Origin of the sequence: Rhizobium sp. S163, assembly GCF_030380805.1 — a bacterium.
Classification (GTDB): domain Bacteria; phylum Pseudomonadota; class Alphaproteobacteria; order Rhizobiales; family Rhizobiaceae; genus Rhizobium.
Genome location: NZ_JAUDSA010000018.1, coordinates 47260 through 67988, shown reverse-complemented (window position 1 = coordinate 67988; position 20729 = coordinate 47260). Strand labels below are relative to the sequence as shown.

The following is a 20729-nucleotide window of genomic DNA, read 5'->3' as shown; positions in this document are numbered from 1 at the left end:
CATGACGAAGGAATTGCCCAAGACCGCCAAGGTTGTCGTCATCGGCGGCGGCATCATCGGCTGCTCGACGGCCTATCACCTCGGCAAGATCGGCTTGACGGATACCGTGCTCTTGGAGCGCAAGAAGCTGACCTCGGGCACCACCTTCCATGCCGCCGGCCTCGTCGGCCAGCTCAGGACCAGCGCCAACATCACCCAGCTGCTCGGCTATTCCGTCGATCTCTACAAGCGGCTGGAGGCCGAGACCGGGCTCGGCACCGGCTGGAAGATGAATGGCGGCCTGCGGCTTGCCTGCAACGAGGAACGTTGGACGGAGGTGAAGCGGCAGGCGACCACGGCGCAATCCTTCGGGCTCGACATGCAGCTTCTGACGCCGCAGGAAGCCTTCGACCTCTGGCCGCTGATGACAACAGACGACCTGATCGGCGCAGCCTATCTCCCGACCGACGGGCAGGCCAATCCATCAGATATCACGCAGGCGCTCGCCAAGGGCGCGCGCATGGCCGGCGTCTCGATCTTCGAGGATACCGAGGTGATCGATCTCGAGATCGACAAGGGCCGTATCCGCGCCGTCATCACCGAGCACGGCCGTATCGAATGCGAGCGCGTCGTCGTCTGCGCCGGGCAATGGACGCGCAATTTCGCGGCGCGCTTCGGCGTCAACGTGCCGCTGGTCTCGGTCGAGCACCAGTACATCATCACCGAATCCTTCGGCGTGCCCTCCAACCTGCCGACGCTGCGCGATCCCGACCGGCTGACCTACTACAAGGAAGAGGTGGGCGGCATCGTCATGGGCGGCTACGAGCCGAACCCGATCCCCTGGGCGACATCGGGCATCCCTGACGGTTTCCACTACACGCTGCTCGACAGCAATTTCGACCATTTCGAGCAGATCATGGAGCAGGCGCTCGGGCGCGTGCCCGCGCTCGAAAATGTCGGCGTCAAGCAGCTGCTGAACGGGCCGGAGAGCTTTACGCCTGATGGCAACTTCATTCTCGGCGAGGCGCCGGAGCTCAAGAACTTCTTTGTCGGCGCCGGCTTCAACGCCTTCGGCATCGCATCGGCCGGCGGCGCGGGGATGGCACTGGCGGAGTGGGTTGCCAAGGGCGAGCCGCCCTACGATCTCTGGCCTGTCGATATCCGCCGCTTCGGCCGCCCGCATTTCGACACCGACTGGGTGCGCACCCGCACGCTGGAGGCCTATGGCAAGCACTACACGCTGGCTTTCCCCTTCGAGGAATATTCCAGCGGCCGCCCCTGCCGCAAATCGCCGCTCTACGACCGGCTGAAGGCGCAGGGCGCGTGCTTCGGCGAGAAGCTCGGCTGGGAGCGGCCAAACTGGTTCGCAGATCTTTTCGCCAACGAGGAGCCGAAGGACGTCTACAGCTACGCGCGGCAGAACTGGTTCGAGGTGGTGGGCCGCGAGCACAGGGCGGTGCGCGAGGCAGCGGTGATCTTCGACCAGACCTCGTTTGCCAAGTTCACGCTGAAGGGCCGCGACGCGGAAAAAGCCCTCTCCTGGATATCAGCCAACGATGTAACCAAGCCGGTGGGCTCGCTCGTCTACACGCAGATGCTGAACGACAAGGGCGGCATCGAATGCGACCTCACCTGCGCGCGCATCGCCGAGGACGAGTATTACATCGTCACCGGCACCGGCTTCGCGACCCACGACTTCGACTGGATAGCCCGCAATATTCCTGATGATCTGCATGCCGAACTGGTCGACGTGACCTCGGCCTATTCGGTATTGGCGCTGATGGGGCCGAATGCTCGCGCGGTGCTGCAGAAGGTCACAGGTAGCGACGTCTCCAACGCCGCTTTCCCCTTCGGCCGTGTGAAAACCATCGGCATCGCCGGCTGCCCGGTCAGGGCGCTGCGCATCACCTATGTCGGCGAGCTCGGCTACGAGCTGCATGTGCCGATCGAATACGCCACGACCGTCTATGACGCGCTGATGGCGGCGGGCGCTCCGCTGCATCTCGTGAATGCCGGCTACCGCGCGATCGAGAGCTGCCGATTGGAGAAGGGATATCGCGCCTGGGGCTCGGATATCGGGCCCGATCACACGCCGATCGAAGCCGGGCTCGGCTGGGCGGTGAAGACGAAGAAGACCACGCCGTTTCGCGGCCGCGAGGCGATCGAGCGGCAGTTGGCATCGGGCGTCAAGAAGATGCTCGCCTGCTTCATCCCCGATGATCCCGACGTGGTGCTGCTCGGCCGCGAGACGATCTACCGCGACGGCAAGCGCGTCGGCTGGCTCTCCTCAGGCGGCTTCGGCTACACCGTGGGCAAGCCGATCGGCTACGGCTATGTCCGCAACGCCGAGGGGGTGAGCGAGGATTTCGTGCTGTCGGGCCAGTATGAGCTCGATGTCGCGCGGGTGCGGGTGCCGTGCAAGGTGTCGCTGACGCCGCTTTATGATCCGGGGATGGAAAGGGTCAAGGCGTAACGCTCCAAGCTGGCACGCAGGTGCGCCGCACCTGCCTTAGTCAGAAGCGCGCATTGGGCGATCTCGTTGTTGCACTTTTACCCTCCCTTAACTGCGTTTACCTAAGGATCGCGGCCGGGTCTCACGAGACCCCGCGTACGATAACTCGTTTAAAAACAGAGCTCTCGCCGCGCTGCGGTCTCGTTCGCCCGCCCCTGGGTTACGCGTGACAGCCTTGCAAGACGTCGCCGTCCACTTCGCTCAATGACTGAGCGTCTCCCCGTGAATGTCCATTTCTCTACCGTCGCAACGACTTCCAACACGGGGAAGCCAGGGACGGCCGTCGAATCATGGGGTTTTACGTGTCCTTCTTGCAGAACCGAAAAATTAGCACCAAAATCTTGTCCGTCATCGTTCCGATCTGTCTGATCGGCATTGGTGGGGTCGCGTGGGTGTCTAGCAACTACAAGAGTGCCAACACGCGCTATTCGGATTTCATCACCATCGACAACGCCGCGACCATCGACCTTGCACGCGCCGATCGCAACCTGAATGCCATTTCGGCTGCCGCCTACCAGATCACGCTGCAGGATCCCTCCGACGCCAAGTTCCAGGCGTCCAATCAGTATTATCGCAACAGCACCAACGCGCTGAAGAAGCGCCTTGGTCTCGCCAAGGACAACCTGCCCGGAAAAGCCACCGAGATTACCGGCTTCATCACCAAGGCCGACGCGATCATCGCCATTCTCGACAAGGCCACCGCCTTTGCCGGAACGAACGCCGACGAGCAGGCGAAGGCCGAACTCGGCAAGGCGGATGACCTGATCCTCGGCTTGTCGAAGGACATCGCCAACGTCATCACGGCGAAGACGACGGAAATCGGCGAAACCAGCAAGGCGATCGCAAGCGAAAGCGACAGCATCATCGTCACCTCGCTGGCCGCTCTCGGCGTCGCCTTCCTTTTCGGCATCACCGCGGCGCTGCTGATCATCTCGCGCGGCATTGCCGGCCCCATTCATGACCTGCGCAACCGCATGATGACCCTGGCCAACGGCGAGACCCGCGACAATGTCCCCGGCCTCGAACGCAAGGACGAGATCGGCGAGATGGCGCAGGCCGTATCCGTTTTCCGCGACAACGCGCTCGAACGCACCCGCCTCGAACAGGAAGCGGTGGCAAACCGCAGCCTGTCCGAACAGCAGACCATCGAACGCGAGGCACAAAAGGCCAAGGAGGCCGAGGCCATCAAGTTCGCCGTCGAAAATCTCGCGGACGGCCTTTCGCATCTCTCGGATGGCGACGTCTCGCACCGCATCCAGCAGCCCTTCGCGGACGGACTTGATCGGGTGCGGATGGACTTCAACAATTCGGCCGAAAAGCTGCAATCGACGCTCAGCCGTATCGCCGGCAATGCCTCGGGGATCAAATCCGGTTCGAACGAAATCAAGTCGGCCGCCGACGATCTCGCCAAGCGGACCGAGCAGCAGGCCGCCGCCGTCGAGCAGACAGCCGCGGCTCTGGAGGAGATCACCACCACGGTGAAGGATTCCACCAGGCGCGCACAGGACGCCGGTGCGCTGGTCAGCCGCGCCAAGGCCGGTGCGGAAAAATCCGGCGAAGTGGTGCGACGCGCCGTCTCCGCCATGGAGCAGATCGAGAAATCGTCGAGCGAGATCAACAACATTATCGGCGTGATCGATGAAATCGCCTTCCAGACCAATCTGCTGGCGCTGAATGCCGGCGTGGAAGCTGCGCGTGCCGGCGAGGCAGGTAAGGGCTTCGCGGTGGTGGCCCAGGAAGTGCGCGAGCTCGCCCAGCGCTCGGCAAGTGCCGCCAAGGAGATCAAGACGCTGATCACCGCTTCCAACACCCAGGTGCAGGAGGGCGTACAACTCGTCGCCGATACGGGGCGGGCGCTGGAATCGATCGTCACGGAAGTGCAGGAAATCAACCATCATGTCAGCGCCATCGTCGAGGCGGCGCAGGAGCAGAGCTCGGGTCTGCAGCAGATCAACACCGCCGTCAATCAGATGGACATGGACACACAGAAGAATGCCGCGATGGTAGAACAGACCACGGCGGCGACCCACAGCCTGTCGCAAGAGGTGTCGTCCCTCAACGAGCTTCTCACCATGTTCAAGCTTTCGGGCGGACAACGGCAGCAGAGCGCTGTTGCTCCCGTGCGGGCCGCCAGGGGCACCGAACGGCCCGTCGCCTCGCCCGTCAAGGCGCTCGGCAACAAGCTCGCCAGCGCCTTCGTCGGCAATGCCGCGGTCAAGCAGGACAGCTGGGAAGAGTTTTGATCCCAGCCTAAGGGCTTGAGCATCATGATTTGTGTGGCGGCGGAGATCTTCGCCGCCACATCACGTTATGCCGGGTGGGCGGCTATCTTTAGAACAGCGGCAGCTTGTTGTCCTGGATGAGGATGTCGAGCTTGTTGGCCACATCCTCGGTCCAGGCGAGGTTTTCGGTGAGCGCCGTCGGGAAAAGGCCGGGAAGCGTGAACAGCGCGGCGGCGACGGCGCCGCCGTTGCGGGGGATATCCGCCAGCAATGCCGCGATCTCGGCTGCGCGCGGGTCGCGGAGCTCGTAGACCTTGCCGTTGCGGTCGATACCGAGCGCGTAACGCATCCAGGCGGCGACGGCGATGGCGTAGGTTTCGGCCTTGCTGCCATCGGCGAGCGCTTCCACCGCCGGCTCCAGCAGGCGCTGCGGCAGCTTCTGGGTGCCGTCCATGGCGATTTGGTAGGTGCGGTGGGCGATCGCCTTGTTTGCAAAGCGGGCTGTCAATTCGTCGGCATAAGCCTCTAGGTCGATACCGGGGACCGGATCGAGCGTGGCGGCGGCGGCGTTCATGTGGCGGCGCGCGAGGGCTGCTAAGCCTGTATCGTCCATCACGTCGCGGATGAATTCATAGCCGCCGATATAACCGAGATAGGCGAGTAGCGAATGCGCGCCGTTCAGCATGCGCAGCTTCATCTTCTCATAGGCCGAGACATCCTCGACCATCAGCGCGCCGGCCTTTTCCCATTGCGGGCGGCCATTGGCGAAGCTGTCTTCGATAACCCATTGCGTGAAAGGTTCGGTCTCGATCGCGACAAGATCGACGCGGCCGATGAGCGTTTCGGCGTCGCGATAGGTGGCCTCGGTGCTGGCGGGCGTGATGCGGTCGACCATGGTCGAGGGGAATGGGACGTTGCTCTCGATCCAGGCCTTGAGCTCGGGATCGACACGGCCGGCGAAATCGAGGACGAGGCGCTTCAAGACGGCGCCGTTGCTTGGAAGGTTGTCGCAGCTGAGAGGGGTAAACGGCGCGATACCCTTGGCGCGGCGGCGGGCGAGGCCCTCGACGAGGTAGCCGATGACGCCGCGGGGCGCGTGGCGGTTTGCGAGGTCGGCTGCGATATCCGCATGCTTGAGATCGAGACCGCCGGTGGCGGCATCGAAGCCATAGGCCTTTTCCGTTACCGTCAGGCTGACGATGCGGATGGCGGGATCCTCGAGCCGCGCCAGCAGCTCATCAGGATTGCGGGTCGCGACATGCGCCTTCAGGATCGGGCCCATGACATGCGCGACCGTGCCTTCCGTGTCGCGCACCAGCATGGTGTAGAGGCCGTTCTGCTCGTTCAGGTGATCGGCGACATCGGCGGTGCGCAGGCTTGCCACCTCGATCCCCCAATCGCCTCCACCAAGCGCCAGCGCCGCATCCGTATAGGGCGCGAAGTGGGCGCGGAAGAAAGCGCCGGGGCCGAGATGCAGGATGCCCGGCTTCAGCGCATCCCGGTTGAAAGCGGGAAGCTTGGCTGTATGTGCGAGGCCGGTGAGGCGCGTCAGTCGTTCGGTCACAGCTTGTAGGCCTTCTTGGCGTTGCCGTAGGAGAGATCGGCGGCGGCGATTGCCGCATCCTGGCGCGAGATCCGGTGCTCGGCGGCCAGCGTCGCAAGGAAGCCGCAGACTTCGCGGCGCCAGACATCGTGGCGGGCGGGGATGGAGAGCAGCGCGCGCGTGTCGTCGTTGAAGCCGGCCATGTTGGCGAAGCCTGCCGTTTCGACCACCTGGTCGAGATAGCGGCGAATGCCGGCCGGGCTGTCGTGGAACCACCAGGGCGGCCCGATCATCAGGCAGGGCCAGTGGCCGGCCATCGGCGCCAGTTCGCGGGCGTAAGTCGTTTCGTCGAGCGTAAAGAGCAGGACGCGCAGGCCCGGCGCATGGCCGTATTTCGCCAGAAGTGCCGAGAGCCCGCCGACCCAGTCGGTCGGCGTCGGGATATCGGCGCCCATGTTCGGTCCGCGCGTCTGGAAGAGTTCGCGGTCGGTGTTGCGGCGCGAGCCGGCGTGGATCTGCATGACCATGCCGTCTTCCGCCGAAAGCCCGGCCATCTCGGTCAGCATCTGGCCACGGAAAAGCTCGGCCTCGCCAGCCTCGAGCGTGCCCTTGTGCGCCCGGTCGAGCAGCCGCTGCTTGTCCGAATGCGGGATATCGGCGGTGAAGGCGGTGGGGACGCCGTGGTCGGTCGCGGTGGCGCCGAACTGGCGGAAATAGGCGCGACGCTTGCGATGCGCTTCGATCAACCCATCCCAGCTTGCGACGTCGCAACCGGTGAGCTCGCCGAGCTTCGCGAGATTTTCACGGAAACCGACGGCATCCGGATCGGTGACGCTATCGGGACGATAGGTGGTGCGCACGCGGCCGATCCAGCCATCCTCGGCCATCTTCTGGTGGTGCGGCAGCGGATCGAGCGCGCCCTCGGTGGTGGCGATCGTCTCTATGCCGAAGCGCTTGTGGAGCGCGCGGGGGCGGAACTCCGGCAGGGCCAGCTGCGCATTAATGTGATCGTAGAGCGCGTCGGCATTCCCTGATGTCAGCGGCTCCTCGCAGCCGAGCACGGCCGACATGGCGTGATCGACCCAGAGGCTGGACGGCGTGCCGCGGAAGAGATGGTAGTGCGCGGCGAAGGTGCGCCAGATGTCGCGGCCGGACGAAACGGGCTTGCCGTCGAGGCGGGGAACGCCGAGATCGTCGAGCTTGACGCCGACGCTGTGCAGCATGCGGAAGAGATAATGATCGGGAATGACGAGCAGCGAGGCTGCGTCCTCGAAGGGCTTGTCCTCGGCGAACCAGGAGGGTTCGGTGTGCCCGTGCGGGCTGACGATCGGGAGCCCGCTGATGCTCTCGTAAAGCTCGCGCGCTATGCTGCGCGTTGCCGGATCGGCCGGAAAGAGCCGGTCCGGATGCAGAAATCCATTGCCGATATCCATCTTTATTCCTCCCTGGTACCTATCGGCCTAGCGCACAAAAAAAGATGCGGCAAGGGCTTTTAGTAACCAAACGGTTCACGTTGTGAATCGGCGGCGGGCCCTCTCGAAACGATTGACCTTGCCGCCTATTTCCGCTTTGGAGAGCGCAATCACATGACCGGTTCATCTGGCCGGTCGTGGCAAGGAGAGCCCGATGTCGGATCAGACCGATCGTATCACCCAACTCGAAGAAACCGTCGCCCACCAGGCAAAGACGATCGAGGAACTGTCCGACCAGCTGACGGAGCAGTGGAAGGTGGTCGAGCAGACGCGCGCCAAGCTGGACCGGCTGACCGAGCGCTTCCTTTCGCTCGAGGAACAAGCACTGGAAGCGCCGGCGATCACCAGGCCGCCGCACTACTGAGCATCCCGATCTTGCCCTTTGCGGGCGAGATCACTATATCAGCGCTGCGAGGACGACCTCCCCCTTCTGGGCAAAAACTCGGGACGACCCGAACTATCCCACAGGGGTTATTCATGCGATCCACATCCGACCGTATCCGTCACGCCATCAGCTTCGAAATCATCGGTCTTGCCCTTGTCACGCCGCTCGGCGCGCTGGCCTTCGGCATGCCTGTCGCCGACATCGGCGTCGTCGGCGTTGCCGGCGCCACGATCGCCACGGGCTGGAACTATCTCTACAATCTCGGCTTCGACCATGTGATGCAGCGCCTGACCGGCGGCACGAAGAAGAGCCTTGCCGTGCGCGTGCTTCATGCCGTGCTGTTCGAGGGTGGTCTGCTTGTGGCGCTGTTGCCGCTGATCGCCTGGTATCTCGGCGTCAGCCTGCTGCAGGCCTTCATGATGGACGTGTCCTTCGCGCTCTTCTATCTGGTCTATGCGTTCGTCTTCAACCTCGCCTACGATCGCATCTTCCCGCTGCCGGACTGGCAGGGGAAGACGCCCGACGCCGCGCGCGGCTGATTGATACCACGCCGCGCCAAATGGCGTGGTTTGCGATCGCGGCTTTCGGGTCTATATAGCGCCAGAACATTGTTACTCAGCGAAAGACGACAGCATGGCCGCGACGATCCGTTACCACGAAGGCGACATTTCCGCCGCCGATGCAGCTCGCTATACCGGCGCGATCGCGATCGATACCGAGACGCTCGGCCTCGTGCCGCGCCGCGACAGACTCTGCGTCGTCCAGCTTTCGCCGGGCGACGGTTCGGCTGACGTGATCCGCATAGCGGCCGGCCAGACGGAGGCGCCGAACCTCGTGGCGCTTCTTTCGGATCCGACGCACGAGAAGATCTTCCATTACGGTCGCTTCGATATCGCCGTGCTCTTCAATGCTTTCGGCGTGACGACGACGCCGGTGTTCTGCACCAAGATCGCCTCGCGCCTCTGCCGTACCTATACGGATCGGCACGGGCTGAAGGACAATCTGAAGGAGATGCTTGAGGTCGATATCTCCAAGACCCAGCAATCCTCCGACTGGGGTGCGGAGACGCTGTCGCAGGCACAGCTCGAATATGCAGCGTCCGATGTTCTCTATCTGCATGCGCTGCGCGACAAGCTGACCCACCGCCTCATTCGCGACGGGCGGTTCGAGCATGCGACCGCATGCTTCGCCTTCCTTCCCACCCGCGCCAAGCTCGACCTGCTCGGCTGGGACGAGACGGATATTTTCGCGCACAGCTGAGATTGCTTGCCGGCTTCTCACCACGCAAAGCCCAAGTGTGCCGCCACGCACCGAATGATTAGTGCTTCGTTAACGGTGAATCACTAGGATGCTCATTAACTTCTGAGCATTCCGTGGCGCGATGCAGCGTCCTCCAGGCACGCGACATCGCCGGAGAATGCGAACAGCCCGATGAACGCGGCTCCCCTGTAACCTGCTTCAGCGCATTTTACGAAAGAGGAAGCATGCCATGTTGTCTCCGGTTCGTGCAGCGTCAAGCTCAAGCTTTCCCTCGCAGGGCTCCACCTCGGCGCTGAGCGCCAGCGACGTCGTGCGCAGCGTCACCGCGGTTGTGCCGGTCAACCAGGTCGAGAGCCCGGACCTGACATCCGGCGCCACCGCCAAGCTCAATATCCTGCTGCTTGCCGTTCGCGCCCGCATGGTCGAGGCGCTGCTCAATGTGCTGACCGCCACCGGCGAGGCGCTTTCGCAACCGCGCGACGATAACGAACCGGATCTCGTCTTCGCATCGCGGCTTGCTGACGCGATCCAGAAACTGCCGGCCGCCAAGATCGAAGTGATCGAGCGCCAGCTGGCGGCCCAGGGCCACGCGATCCCGCTGCGGCTGCTTGCCGAAGCGCTGCAGAACCCGGCCGGCCCCGCCGCGACGCGCATCGCAGCCTATCTCGAAACCATCGGCACGAGAGATCGCGATCTCGCGACACGCGCCGTTCTCAAATCCTACAGCCAGAACGATGGTTCGCCGGCGCGCCCGGAACAGCGTCCGGAGATCAGCCTGCATCGCGATACGGTCACATCCACGCCGCGCGCCACGACCGCGGCGACCGAGAGCGCTGGGGCCAAGAATGCGGCGACGGCGGCGGCGGCAGCTGGGACCACGGGCCACGAAAGCGACGTGACTCCGCAGACAGTTTTGACCGACGAAGCACCAATGGCTCCCGTCGCCGAACGCGCGGAGCCAAAGGCTGCGATGACCGCCGCAAGCGCCACGCTTTCGGCCGACGAAGCGGCGGAAGCGCCTGTGGCAACGGAGGCATCCGCTCCCCCGGCCGAAGCGGAAGCAACCGAGGTCGCGGCTGAGCCGACAGTCACGCGCGACACCAAGGCCGATCCGATCATCCCCAAGAGCTGGGTCGGCATTCCGGCTTCGCTGTCGAAGGACGAGACCGACATGATCGTGGTCATCATCCGCGATCAGGCGACCGAGACGCTGCTTGAGGCAACGGACGTCGAGCCGGCAGTCGATATCGACGTTCTGCTCGACGACACGCTGATCGCTGACATCCCTGACAATCTGAAGCGCCCCGCCGAGCAGATGCTGATGGCGAACGGGCTGGCGAAGCCGGTGACGGCGCAGGCAGCCCCCTCGCCGCTGGAGGCGGTGGCGGCACAGGCGGCGGCACGGCAGACGGCACAGACGGATACCGACACGCCATCGGCAACGCGGCAGATGATCGACGCCACCTACGCGCCCGTGCTGATGAAGGTCATCGAGGGCGTGCCCTATGCGCCGCAGCCTTACGACTTCGCCAAGGACGAGACCGACGATGCCGGCTCGCGCGAAATGAACCGCGAGGACCACAACGGCAATATCGACCAAGGCGACGAGAACGAAGACGCAGAACAGGATGGCGCGGACGAGGCGGGGACGCTCGAGGAGCAAGTCCTTGCCGCGGATGACAGCGAGGACGCCGCAATCATGGCCGCGCAGCAATCCGCAATCGACGCACCCATGCTCGACGAGGCGGGCGAGCCTATCCTGATGCTGCCGGGTCCCGGCCTGCCGATGGCGCCGGCGAGCGATGAGGCCTATGCGCGCTACCGGCGGATGGTCGGCTGGGAATAGCGCGACCCGGAACGGGCGCGAGCCGCAACGACCAATCCTTCAAAACAAAGAACCCGCCGGATCGCTCCGGCGGGTTCTCTTATTCTTCAAGCCTGACGGCTGGCGATTATTCGCCGCGGTTCTTCAGAGCCGCGCCGAGGATGTCGCCGAGCGAAGCGCCAGAGTCGGACGAACCGAACTGAGCAACGGCTTCCTTCTCTTCAGCGATTTCCAGAGCCTTGATCGAAAGCATGACCTTGCGGTCCTTCTTCGAGAAGTTGGTGACGCGAGCGTCAACCGTCTGGCCAACCGAGAAGCGCTCCGGACGCTGGTCGTCGCGATCGCGAGCGAGGTCAGCGCGGCGGATGAACGAGGTGATGTCTTCGTGGTCTACGAGCTTCACTTCGATGCCACCGTCGTTGACGGCGATGACTTCAGCCGAAACAACGGCGTTCTTGCGCAGGTCGCCGGAAGCGGCTGCTTCGCCGACCGAGTCCTTGCCGAGCTGCTTGATGCCGAGCGAGATGCGCTCCTTTTCGACGTCTACATCGAGAACGACAGCCTTAACGACATCGCCCTTGTTGTATTCTTCGATGACCTGTTCGCCCGGACGGTTCCAGTCGAGGTCCGAGAGGTGCACCATGCCGTCAACATCGCCGTCGAGGCCGATGAACAGGCCGAATTCGGTCTTGTTCTTGACTTCGCCTTCGACTTCAGTGCCGGCCGGATGGTTGCGAGCGAATGCCGCCCACGGATTTTCCAGGGTCTGCTTGAGGCCGAGCGAAATACGACGCTTGGACGGATCGACTTCGAGAACGACGACTTCGACTTCCTGGCTCGTGGACAGGATCTTGCCGGGGTGTACGTTCTTCTTGGTCCAGGACATTTCCGAGATGTGGATCAGGCCTTCGATGCCCGGCTCCAGCTCGACGAACGCACCGTAGTCGGTGATGTTCGTGACGGTACCGGAGATCTTCTTGCCTTCCGGATACTTGGCCTGGATGCCATCCCACGGATCCGACTCGAGCTGCTTCATGCCGAGCGAGATGCGGTGGGTTTCCTGGTTGATGCGGATGATCTGAACCTTGACCTGCTGGCCAATGGACAGGATTTCCGACGGATGGTTCACACGGCGCCATGCCATGTCGGTGACGTGCAGCAGGCCGTCGATGCCGCCGAGGTCAACGAACGCACCGTAATCGGTGATGTTCTTGACGACGCCGTCAACAACCTGGCCTTCTTCGAGGTTCTGAACGATTTCAGAACGCTGCTCGGCACGGGATTCTTCCAGAACCGTACGACGCGATACGACGATGTTGCCGCGACGCTTGTCCATCTTGAGGATTTCGAAGGGCTGCGGGTTGTGCATCAGCGGGGTAACGTCGCGGATCGGACGGATGTCGACCTGCGAACGCGGCAGGAAGGCAATCGCGCCGTCGAGGTCAACCGTGAAGCCGCCCTTGACCTGGTTGAAGATAACGCCTTCAACGCGCTCACCAGCTTCGAACTTGGCTTCGAGCTTGACCCAGCTCTCTTCGCGGCGAGCCTTTTCGCGCGACAGAACAGCTTCGCCGAGAGCGTTTTCGATGCGCTCAACGTAAACTTCGACTTCGTCGCCGACCTTGAGCGTGCCGTCCTTGGCCTTGGCGCCGAATTCCTTGAGCAGAATGCGACCTTCGACCTTGAGGCCAACGTCGACAACGGCGGAGTCCTTCTCGATTGCCGTTACGATACCCTTGGTTACATAGCCTTCAGCCAGATCGTTCTTGGCAAAGGATTCTTCCAGAAGGGCCGCGAAATCTTCGCGAGAGGGAGTAGCTACTGACATGAAATCTCCTGCGTGTCCGAATCTTTGGACACGTATGCGCCGGTTGGTTCGTGTTGAATGAGCCTGATCCCCGTCCGCCCTCTCATCGAAGGCAATCCGGCGCTTGGACGGAATTTCAGGCTGTCGTTCGAGGCACTCCGGGCAAAGCCTGGCGGAACGCCTCAAATCCTAGTTTCGGTTCAAGGCCGCATCGATGACCGATTTCGCGGCTTGAAACGCGGCTTCTATACTCATTTCCGACGTATCAAGCAAGTGCGCGTCTTCGGCTGGTTTCAAAGGGCTGTCGGCCCGTCCCATGTCGCGTTCGTCGCGTCGCTTGACGTCTTCGAAAATCGCCGCGAAATCGGCGGCGATCCCCTTGGCCTTGATCTCGTCGAAACGGCGCCTTGCGCGCACTTCGGCCGATGCCGTCACATAAAGCTTAACGGGTGCCTCAGGGCAGACCACCGTTCCGATGTCCCGCCCATCGAGCACCGTGCCCGGTGTGCGCTCCGAAAACTTGCGCTGCGCCTCGACCAGCGCGCGGCGCACCGACGGCATCACCGCGATCTTCGAGGCGGCTTCGCCGATCTCGTGCTTCGACAGGATATCGCGATCGAGCCCGGCGAGTTCAACCTCGCGGGCCATTTTTTCCGCCGTAAGCTCATCATCCAGCGGCAGGCCGGCATCGAGCAGCGCCTTGGCGGTGGCGCGGTAGGTCAGGCCGGTGTCGAGATGGTGGAAGCCATAGGTCTCGGCGATGCGGCGCGACAGCGTGCCCTTGCCGGCCGCTGCCGGTCCATCGATGGCGATGACAAAATGGTCTGAACTGGTCGGCATGCTCGTCTTTCTATCCCGCCCGATATTCTAAGGGCATTGCTGTCGGCCGATATCGATCGGCCGGTGTCTCAATTCTCTTTGCCGGCGTCAGCGAGGCCGCCATAGCGACGCACGAGATCCGTCATCTCGCCTTGGCCCGCCGTTTCGCCAAGCCCCGCCGCAACCCCTTCGCGGTCGGCGATCGGCCGGTTCTGGCTGACCTTCCACTTGCCCTCGATGGCAGTGATCTCGATCTCGACGCCGACGATCCCCTTCATCTGCGCCTTCACATAGGCATCCGGTGCATCGCTGACGGCCCAAGGCTTTTCACGCGGTGTCTCGTGTTGCGTGGTCAGCGCGGTGATCTGCGCCAAGAGCCAATCGGCGTCGTCAATGACGCGGGCGGTGCCGCGCACCTGCACCACCGCATAGTTCCAGGTCGGCACCACCTTGCCGGTCTCGCGCTTGGTCTCGTACCAGGAGGGCGTGACATAGCTGTCGGCGCCCTGGAAGACGACAAGCAGCTCGGCGCCATCTGCGAGATCGCGCCACTGCGGATTGGCCTTGGCCAGATGCAAGCGAAGCGTTCCCTTCTCGGATGCCGCCGCATCGAGATGAAAGGGCACGGAATTGGCCATCAGGCCGGAGGCGCCCGTCGTGATCAAAAGGCCGAGCGGATGCGCCCTGATCAGCGCGTGCTGGACGCCGAGATCGTCTTCCCTGAAATGCGGTGGCTGATACATGTCGCCCATCCGTCTGCTGCCGGAACCTGCCGGCGTCACGTTGCCCATCGAGTATTCGCGGCTCACTAGCACAAAGCATCGGCCCGGTCATCCGGCGCGGCGCATGGCGCTTGCGGTCGCGCCCCGTGAAGTTAGGCTTTGACATGGCGGCCCGCAACGATTATGGGGACCGGCTTATAAATTCCGAACAGAACGCCGGTTTCAACGGCATTTGCCGAACTCAGGTTCGGCCATTCTCACGATCACGAGGCTCAACAGTGGCGAAAGCTGAACTTGGAACCAAGCGTACCGATCCGGAAACCGGCAAGAAATTCTACGACCTGAACCGGAACCCGATCGTTTCTCCTTACACGGGCAAGACCTACCCGCTCTCCTTCTTCGTCGAAAGCTCGGCTGCGGCCGCTGCTGAAGCCGCGCAGGAAGAGGAAGAAGTGGCCGAAGTCGATACCGAAAGCACGGAAGTCGAACTGGTCTCGCTCGAGGACGCAGACGGCGATGCATCCGGCGACGATATCCCTGACATGGGCGACGACGACGTCGAAATCGAAGGCGATGACGACGACGATACCTTCCTGGAAGCCGACGAAGACGACGACGATGACGACATGAGCGACATCATCGGCGTGACCGGCGACGAAGAAGACGTCTGATTTCGAACAAGGATCGGCCCGGGCGAGAAAAAATCACCGGGCCGATTTTTTAGGCTTGCCATCTGCGAAAACCGCACGTATTAAGCCGCCACTTCCCGAGGACAAGCGCTTCGCGAAGCATCCCAGGCCCGGCACAAACCGGTCCACCCTGATGGGGCTATAGCTCAGCTGGGAGAGCGCTTGCATGGCATGCAAGAGGTCAGCGGTTCGATCCCGCTTAGCTCCACCAAATTTTTCCAAGCAGTTTGGCGAATAGAATTACTGCGGTCAAAGCGCGCGATCATAGGCAGACTGAAGTGCACGCATTCAAGAAGCTCCAATAGCCGAGTCTTTACATGCACTTAGCCGAATTTCCGTCAACCCATTGAATAAACTTGACTTTTTTAAAATCCGTTTATGTTGCTGTTAAATGGATTGGGGTTCGTTCCTGGTCGGCGTCGTGGCCTCGGTTTACCGGGGCCTTTCGCTTTTAAGGAAAGACCTTCAAGCCTGATGAGAAACTCTTGCCAGCAGGGCCCTTCCAAAGTTTCTCCCGAATAACATCAAAAGCTCTGTTGGGCTGAAGGGCTGCCGATCGGGCTCACCTATGTGACCGGGGCGCTGTCACGTTTCGGGCGTGGCATCGGCCGCTTTCTGATCGGCGACCGGCGGCTCGACTGGACGATCCAGATCGTACCCTGGCTCGGCATGCTGCTCGGCGCCATAGCGGGCGCGCTGCTAACGCAGGTTGCGGGTGCCTCAGCACTTTGGGTGGTCGCCGGCTTCGCGATGTTGATCGCGCTGGCCGCACTTCTCATCCCGAAGCCGCTGCAGCGGCGGTTCAACCAGTCGGCTGCCGCACGCGCGTCCGTCCAGCGCGCGAAGTGATCGTCGCACCATCGTCAGCGCGAATCAGCTAGACGTCGTTCCAGAACCGATGCAGGAACGGGAGCGCCCGCGTGTTTGTCTTCTCGAAACTCGTCTGGATTTTTGGCCAGCCGCTGTCGCTGGCTTTCCTGCTTGTCCTCGTCGCGCTGATCGCGGGGCTGATCCGCTTTCGCATCATCAGCCTGCTCGCGACCGCCTGCGCCGCGCTGGTGCTTTTCGTCACGCTCTATACGACTGTAGGTAACTACCTTCTGCAGGGGCTGGAGGATCGCTTCGCCAAGCCGCAGGATCCGGCTGAGCTCACATGCATGATCGTGCTTGGCGGCGGCTTCGAGAACGAGGTCAATACATCCAGGCACGGGATCGAAATGAATGCCGGCGGCGACCGGTTCATCGAGACGCTGAGGCTAGCGCAGAAATATCCGCAATCGCGCATTCTTGTCTCGGGCGGCGATGGGTCGATGTCTGGTGTCTATGAGGGCGATGCGGTCATGGCGGAGCGGTTCTTCCCGATGTTCGGCGTGGCGAAGGAGCGTCTGGTCCAGGAGACAACCTCGCGGACCACCTTCGAAAACGCAGTCAACACCAAGGACCTGCTGGCGAGCCAGGGGCTTTCCAACTGTCTGCTGATCACCTCAGGCTATCACATGCCGCGCTCGGTCGGAATCTTCCGCAAGCTCGGCATCGACGTGACGCCCTGGCCGACGGACTATAGGACGGATGGTCACGAGCGCCTGGCGCTCGATTTCAGCCAGCCGAACCGGAACGCGCAGAACATGACAACGGCGATCCGCGAATGGTTCGGCCTTGTCGGATATTACTTCGCCGGGCGCACCTCGGAGCTTTATCCGCGCTGAGCCGGCCGTTTCCTGGCGCTATTTCTTGGAGATGGTCACGAACTTGGTGCCGCGCACGCGGGTGGTGATGACGCAGGGATCTGTCTTCGGATCGCCGTCGGGCCGGTCGCAGAAGCGCGGATGCATCTTCATGGCCAGCACCTTGTTGCCGAAACGTTGCACGAAATCGTAGCCGTAGGTCTTGGCGGTGGCGATCATGAAGTAGCCGCCCTCGGCGACCTGCAGATAGAAATTGTAGACGCAGCCGTCCTCGTCGCACTGCGGGCCCTTGGTGCCATCGCAGGTCATTTCGCCCTCGTTGACGACGACGTCGACCAGCCCGTCATTGTTGATGTCCTGATGGGTGACGAAACCGTCGGAGAACTCGACCTCGGTGCATTGCTTCTTGAAATGATCCTTCTCGTAAATCTCGGGATCGGGAAGCAGCGACTGCTGGGCGTAGGCCGCAGTGGATACGGCAAGAGCCGCAAAGAGGTTCAAGGCGATCAGCAGCGTTTTCACAGGTTCTCTTTTCGTCGGATAAGGACGCCATTGGTTCGTGAGTTTGGCTGATCCGCCTTGCGCCGCCCTTGCGGCCATGATTATTCGAGGGAAAGATCGCCATTGGAGCACGCGATGTCGCCATTCGTCTATCTCGACTATGCCGGCGTTGCCCTGTTTGCGGCAACGGGTGCGCTTGCCGCTTCGCGCAAGCAGCTCGATCTCATCGGCTTCCTGTTCTTCGCGGTCATCACGGGCATCGGCGGCGGCACGGTGCGCGATATCGTTTTGGGTCGCGTGCCGGTCTTCTGGGTTCTGAACCCCACCTATATCCTGGTCTGCTGTGCCGCCGGCGTTTTGGTGTTCTTCACCGCGCATATGGTGGAATCGCGCTACCGGTTGCTGATCTGGCTCGATGCCGTCGGGCTTTCGGCCTATTGCGCCATGGGTGCGGCCAAGGGGCTGGCCGCCACCGGCTCGCCGACCATCGCAATCGTCACCGGCACGCTGACGGCGACCTTCGGCGGCGTGTTGCGCGATCTTGTCGCCAACGAGCCCTCGGTGTTGCTCAGGCCGGAAATCTACATCAGCGCCGCACTCGTCGGCGCGGCGATCTTCACCGGTGCCAATGAATTCGGGCTACCGCTCTATGCGGCATCGGCGGCAGGCGTGCTTGCGGCATTCGCGGTGCGCGGCGGCGCGCTTTACTACGGCTGGACGTTTCCCACCTACAAGGCAAAGCCCGGGCGGCATCCTGACGATGTGATGTAGAGATTGAGTTGGATCAGGAGCGCTTGGGGCGCAGGCGGATCACCACGTCGACATGGGCGATCTCCATGCCCTCGGGCGGCTCCGGCAGATTGTCGATGGTGAGGTTGCTGACAGGAATATCGAGCACGTCGTTATCACCCTCCACGAAAAAGTGGTGGTGATCGGAGACATTGGTGTCGAAATAGGTCTTGGCGCTTTCGACCGCGAGAACGCGGATCATGCCGGCCTCGGTGAACTGGTGCAGCGTGTTGTAGACCGTGGCGAGCGATACCGGCACGCCGGCGACAACAGCCTCTTCGTGCAGTTCCTCGACGGTCAGGTGGCGATCGCCCTTTGCAAAGAGCAGGTCGCCGAGCGCGACGCGCTGGCGCGTCGGCCTGAGGCCAGCGCCCCGCAACCTTGCTTCAATGGTAAGAGGGGCTTCAGCCGCCATCAACAACTCCCGCTAATCTAGCGTCTCGCAATCATGTTTCTATTAGCCATATAACTTTTGCACGAATGGCTTTCAATAGTTTCAATGGGGACAACAGGTGTCAAAGCGCCGCGAAATCGGGCTTTTCGCGTAATTAGTGCTGGTCGGGGGCTTGGCCTTCCTGTATGCGACCACCAAATAAGGCGCGCAGCCGGTCCTTGGACGTGGGTGAAGCTCAGTCATGCTTATGCTTCATTTTCCGTCGAACTTGGATTAAACGTTCACATCCATCAGCTTAGTTGCGGGGGGAATTAGAGTTTTCATGGCGACGAAACAATCCAGCTTCAACTATGAGGAAATCCTGGCATGCGGCCGCGGCGAGCTTTTCGGCCCCGGCAACGCGCAGCTTCCTCTGCCGCCAATGCTCATGGTTCACCGCATCACCGACATCTCCGAAACCGGCGGCGCCTTCGACAAGGGCTATATCCGCGCCGAGTACGATGTGAAGCCTGACGATTGGTATTTCCCCTGCCACTTCCAGGGCAACCCGATCATGCCGGGCTGCCTCGGCCTCGACGGCATGTGGCAGCTGACCGGCTTCTTCCTCGGCTGGCTCGGCGAGCCCGGTCGCGGCATGGCGCTCTCGACCGGTGAAGTGAAGTTCAAGGGCATGATCCGCCCAACCACGAAGCTCCTCGAATACGGCATCGACTTCAAGCGCGTCATGCGCGGCCGTCTGGTGCTCGGCACCGCTGACGGCTGGCTGAAGGCCGATGGCGAAACCATCTACCAGGCCTCCGACCTGCGCGTCGGCCTGTCCAAGGACAAAGACGCCTGATTACACCGGGCATCCGTGCCCGGTTTTCCAAGTTAGAAAAAACGAAAAGGTCGAAACACATGAGACGGGTAGTTGTCACGGGTCTGGGCGTCGTTTCCTCGATCGGCAATGACGCCGCCGAGGTCACCGCTTCGCTGCGCGATGCCAAGTCCGGCATTTCCTTTTCCAACGATTTCGCCGAGCACGGTTTCAAGTGCCAGGTCTGGGGTCGCCCTTCGCTCGATCCGACGGATCTGGTCGATCGCCGCGCCATGCGCTTCCTGTCGCAGGGCGGTGCGTGGAACCATGTTGCGATGAAGCAGGCGCTCGCCGATTCCGGTCTTGAGGAAAAGGACTACAGCGAAAACGAGCGCACCGGCATCATCATGGGCTCGGGTGGTCCTTCGACCCGCACGCTGATCGAAGCCGCCGAGATCACCATCAAGAACAACAGCCCGAAGCGCATCGGCCCGTTCGCCGTGCCGAAGGCGATGTCGTCGACGGCATCGGCCACGCTCGCGACCTGGTTCAAGATCCACGGCGTCAACTATTCGATCTCGTCGGCCTGCTCGACGTCGGCGCATTGCATCGGCAACGCCGCTGAAATGATCCAGTGGGGCAAGCAGGACATCATGTTCGCCGGCGGCCACGAAGATCTCGACTGGACGATGTCGAACCTGTTCGACGCCATGGGCGCCATGTCTTCGAAGTACAACGACACGCCCGAGACCGCGTCGCGCGCCTATGACGCGACCCGCGATGGCTTCGTGATTGCCGGCGGCGCCGGCGTTCTGGTTCTCGAAGAGCTGGAACACGCCAAGGCCCGCGGCGCCAAGATCTACGCCGAAATCGTCGGCTACGGCGCCACCTCCGATGGCTACGACATGGTCGCTCCGTCGGGCGAAGGCGCGATCCGCTGCATGCGCCAGGCGCTCTCGACGGTGAAGGGCGATGTCGACTACGTCAACACGCACGGCACCTCGACGCCAGTTGGCGACAGCAAGGAAATCGGCGCGATCCGCGAAGTCTTCGGCAACAAGATCCCGCACATCCAGTCGACCAAGTCTCTGACCGGCCATTCGCTCGGCGCTGCCGGCGTGCAGGAATCGATCTATTCACTGTTGATGATGCAGGCCGGCTTCATCGGCGAAAGCGCTCATATCACCGAGCTCGACCCTGAGTTCGATGGCGTGCCGATCGTGCGCAAGCGCATCGACGATGCCAAGATCGACATCGCGCTTTCCAACTCCTTCGGCTTCGGCGGCACCAACGCCACGCTCGTCTTCCAGCGCTACAACGGATAATAAC

The 20729-nt window shown here is 62.3% G+C and carries 18 protein-coding genes, 1 tRNA gene and 1 pseudogene; 13 read left to right on the top strand and 7 right to left on the bottom strand.

The annotated features are described in order from the left end of the window. The first annotated feature begins 1 nt into the window (after position 1). Together QTL96_RS15810 and QTL96_RS15805 are read left to right on the top strand one after the other, a co-directional pair. Complete coding sequence (locus QTL96_RS15810; protein WP_289728357.1) at positions 2-2452, top strand: FAD-dependent oxidoreductase; 2451 nt, start codon at positions 2-4, stop codon at positions 2450-2452. A gap of 341 nt (positions 2453-2793) precedes the next feature. Then, positions 2794-4734: a methyl-accepting chemotaxis protein gene (locus QTL96_RS15805; protein ID WP_289728356.1), complete on the top strand. Its 1941-nt coding sequence runs from the start codon at positions 2794-2796 to the stop codon at positions 4732-4734. An 88-nt stretch (positions 4735-4822) separates the two neighbouring features. On the opposite strand, the gene QTL96_RS15800 is transcribed toward QTL96_RS15805, so the two are convergent. Both QTL96_RS15800 and uxaC read right to left on the bottom strand, forming a co-directional pair. Then, entirely contained in the window at positions 4823-6277 is a 1455-nt protein-coding gene (locus QTL96_RS15800) for a mannitol dehydrogenase family protein (protein WP_289728355.1), read from the bottom strand. After that, positions 6274-7689 carry a glucuronate isomerase gene (uxaC, locus tag QTL96_RS15795; RefSeq protein ID WP_289728354.1) on the bottom strand — a complete coding sequence of 472 codons (1416 nt, stop codon included), beginning with the start codon at positions 7687-7689 and terminating at the stop codon, positions 6274-6276. The genes QTL96_RS15800 and uxaC overlap by 4 nt, the downstream gene beginning before the upstream one ends. A gap of 193 nt (positions 7690-7882) precedes the next feature. On the opposite strand from uxaC, the gene QTL96_RS15790 reads away from it, so the two are divergent. From QTL96_RS15790 to QTL96_RS15775, 4 genes are all read left to right on the top strand, one after another. Next, positions 7883-8092: a SlyX family protein gene (locus QTL96_RS15790; protein ID WP_112944972.1), complete on the top strand. Its 210-nt coding sequence runs from the start codon at positions 7883-7885 to the stop codon at positions 8090-8092. 113 nt (positions 8093-8205) lie between these two features. After that, positions 8206-8652, top strand: a complete 447-nt coding sequence (locus QTL96_RS15785) for a PACE efflux transporter (RefSeq protein ID WP_289728353.1) — start codon at positions 8206-8208, stop codon at positions 8650-8652. Positions 8653-8746: 94 nt separating this feature from the next. Next, positions 8747-9373, top strand: coding sequence for a ribonuclease D (locus QTL96_RS15780; RefSeq protein WP_111563060.1), 627 nt, complete (start codon positions 8747-8749; stop codon positions 9371-9373). Between the two features lie 229 nt (positions 9374-9602). Then, the gene (locus QTL96_RS15775; protein WP_289728352.1) at positions 9603-11219 is read left to right on the top strand and encodes a hypothetical protein; all 1617 of its coding nucleotides are present in this window, start codon (positions 9603-9605) and stop codon (positions 11217-11219) included. Positions 11220-11325: 106 nt separating this feature from the next. Here the strand turns inward: QTL96_RS15775 and rpsA are convergent, their stop codons facing one another. The 3 genes from rpsA to QTL96_RS15760 all read right to left on the bottom strand — a co-directional run bounded on the left by rpsA (position 11326) and on the right by QTL96_RS15760 (position 14567). After that, a complete protein-coding gene (gene rpsA / locus QTL96_RS15770) occupies positions 11326-13026 on the bottom strand; it encodes a 30S ribosomal protein S1 (protein WP_018899132.1) in 1701 nt (566 codons plus the stop codon). Between the two features lie 168 nt (positions 13027-13194). After that, positions 13195-13845 (bottom strand): (d)CMP kinase, encoded by a 651-nt coding sequence (gene cmk, locus QTL96_RS15765; protein WP_289728351.1) that lies wholly within the window; start codon positions 13843-13845, stop codon positions 13195-13197. 68 nt (positions 13846-13913) lie between these two features. Next, positions 13914-14567, bottom strand: a complete 654-nt coding sequence (locus QTL96_RS15760; protein WP_289729129.1) for an FMN-binding negative transcriptional regulator — start codon at positions 14565-14567, stop codon at positions 13914-13916. A gap of 257 nt (positions 14568-14824) precedes the next feature. Between QTL96_RS15760 and QTL96_RS15755 the strand changes: the two genes are divergently transcribed. From QTL96_RS15755 to QTL96_RS15740, 4 genes and pseudogenes are all read left to right on the top strand, one after another. Next, a complete protein-coding gene (locus QTL96_RS15755; protein WP_018899129.1) occupies positions 14825-15217 on the top strand; it encodes a TIGR02300 family protein in 393 nt (130 codons plus the stop codon). Between the two features lie 153 nt (positions 15218-15370). Next, a tRNA-Ala gene (locus QTL96_RS15750) sits at positions 15371-15446 on the top strand. Between the two features lie 332 nt (positions 15447-15778). Further along, positions 15779-16084 (top strand): annotated as a pseudogene (locus QTL96_RS15745) (DUF1275 family protein); the annotation flags it as partial. 71 nt (positions 16085-16155) lie between these two features. Next, positions 16156-16941 carry a YdcF family protein gene (locus QTL96_RS15740; protein WP_289728350.1) on the top strand — a complete coding sequence of 262 codons (786 nt, stop codon included), beginning with the start codon at positions 16156-16158 and terminating at the stop codon, positions 16939-16941. Positions 16942-16959: 18 nt separating this feature from the next. Here the strand turns inward: QTL96_RS15740 and QTL96_RS15735 are convergent, their stop codons facing one another. After that, positions 16960-17442: a hypothetical protein gene (locus tag QTL96_RS15735; protein WP_289728349.1), complete on the bottom strand. Its 483-nt coding sequence runs from the start codon at positions 17440-17442 to the stop codon at positions 16960-16962. Between the two features lie 114 nt (positions 17443-17556). Between QTL96_RS15735 and QTL96_RS15730 the strand changes: the two genes are divergently transcribed. Beyond that, positions 17557-18192 carry a trimeric intracellular cation channel family protein gene (locus tag QTL96_RS15730; RefSeq protein ID WP_018899125.1) on the top strand — a complete coding sequence of 212 codons (636 nt, stop codon included), beginning with the start codon at positions 17557-17559 and terminating at the stop codon, positions 18190-18192. Between the two features lie 13 nt (positions 18193-18205). Here the strand turns inward: QTL96_RS15730 and irrA are convergent, their stop codons facing one another. Continuing rightward, complete coding sequence (irrA, locus tag QTL96_RS15725; protein WP_026283115.1) at positions 18206-18625, bottom strand: iron response transcriptional regulator IrrA; 420 nt, start codon at positions 18623-18625, stop codon at positions 18206-18208. A 301-nt stretch (positions 18626-18926) separates the two neighbouring features. Here irrA and fabA point away from each other — a divergent pair, with 301 nt between their 5' ends. Both fabA and fabB read left to right on the top strand, forming a co-directional pair. Further along, positions 18927-19442, top strand: a complete 516-nt coding sequence (fabA, locus tag QTL96_RS15720) for a 3-hydroxyacyl-[acyl-carrier-protein] dehydratase FabA (protein WP_018899123.1) — start codon at positions 18927-18929, stop codon at positions 19440-19442. A 59-nt stretch (positions 19443-19501) separates the two neighbouring features. Next, a complete protein-coding gene (gene fabB / locus QTL96_RS15715) occupies positions 19502-20725 on the top strand; it encodes a beta-ketoacyl-ACP synthase I (RefSeq protein WP_018899122.1) in 1224 nt (407 codons plus the stop codon). Positions 20726-20729: the final 4 nt, after the last annotated feature.

Coding starts and splice junctions, on each gene's coding strand:
- QTL96_RS15810 (WP_289728357.1), top strand. CDS start 2: ATGACGAAGGAATTGCCCAAGACCGCCAAGGTTGTCGTCATCGGCGGC.
- uxaC (WP_289728354.1), bottom strand. CDS start 7,689: ATGGATATCGGCAATGGATTTCTGCATCCGGACCGGCTCTTTCCGGCC.
- QTL96_RS15790 (WP_112944972.1), top strand. CDS start 7,883: ATGTCGGATCAGACCGATCGTATCACCCAACTCGAAGAAACCGTCGCC.
- QTL96_RS15785 (WP_289728353.1), top strand. CDS start 8,206: ATGCGATCCACATCCGACCGTATCCGTCACGCCATCAGCTTCGAAATC.
- QTL96_RS15780 (WP_111563060.1), top strand. CDS start 8,747: ATGGCCGCGACGATCCGTTACCACGAAGGCGACATTTCCGCCGCCGAT.
- QTL96_RS15775 (WP_289728352.1), top strand. CDS start 9,603: ATGTTGTCTCCGGTTCGTGCAGCGTCAAGCTCAAGCTTTCCCTCGCAG.
- rpsA (WP_018899132.1), bottom strand. CDS start 13,026: ATGTCAGTAGCTACTCCCTCTCGCGAAGATTTCGCGGCCCTTCTGGAA.
- cmk (WP_289728351.1), bottom strand. CDS start 13,845: ATGCCGACCAGTTCAGACCATTTTGTCATCGCCATCGATGGACCGGCA.
- QTL96_RS15760 (WP_289729129.1), bottom strand. CDS start 14,567: ATGTATCAGCCACCGCATTTCAGGGAAGACGATCTCGGCGTCCAGCAC.
- QTL96_RS15730 (WP_018899125.1), top strand. CDS start 17,557: ATGTCGCCATTCGTCTATCTCGACTATGCCGGCGTTGCCCTGTTTGCG.
- irrA (WP_026283115.1), bottom strand. CDS start 18,625: ATGGCGGCTGAAGCCCCTCTTACCATTGAAGCAAGGTTGCGGGGCGCT.
- fabA (WP_018899123.1), top strand. CDS start 18,927: ATGGCGACGAAACAATCCAGCTTCAACTATGAGGAAATCCTGGCATGC.
- fabB (WP_018899122.1), top strand. CDS start 19,502: ATGAGACGGGTAGTTGTCACGGGTCTGGGCGTCGTTTCCTCGATCGGC.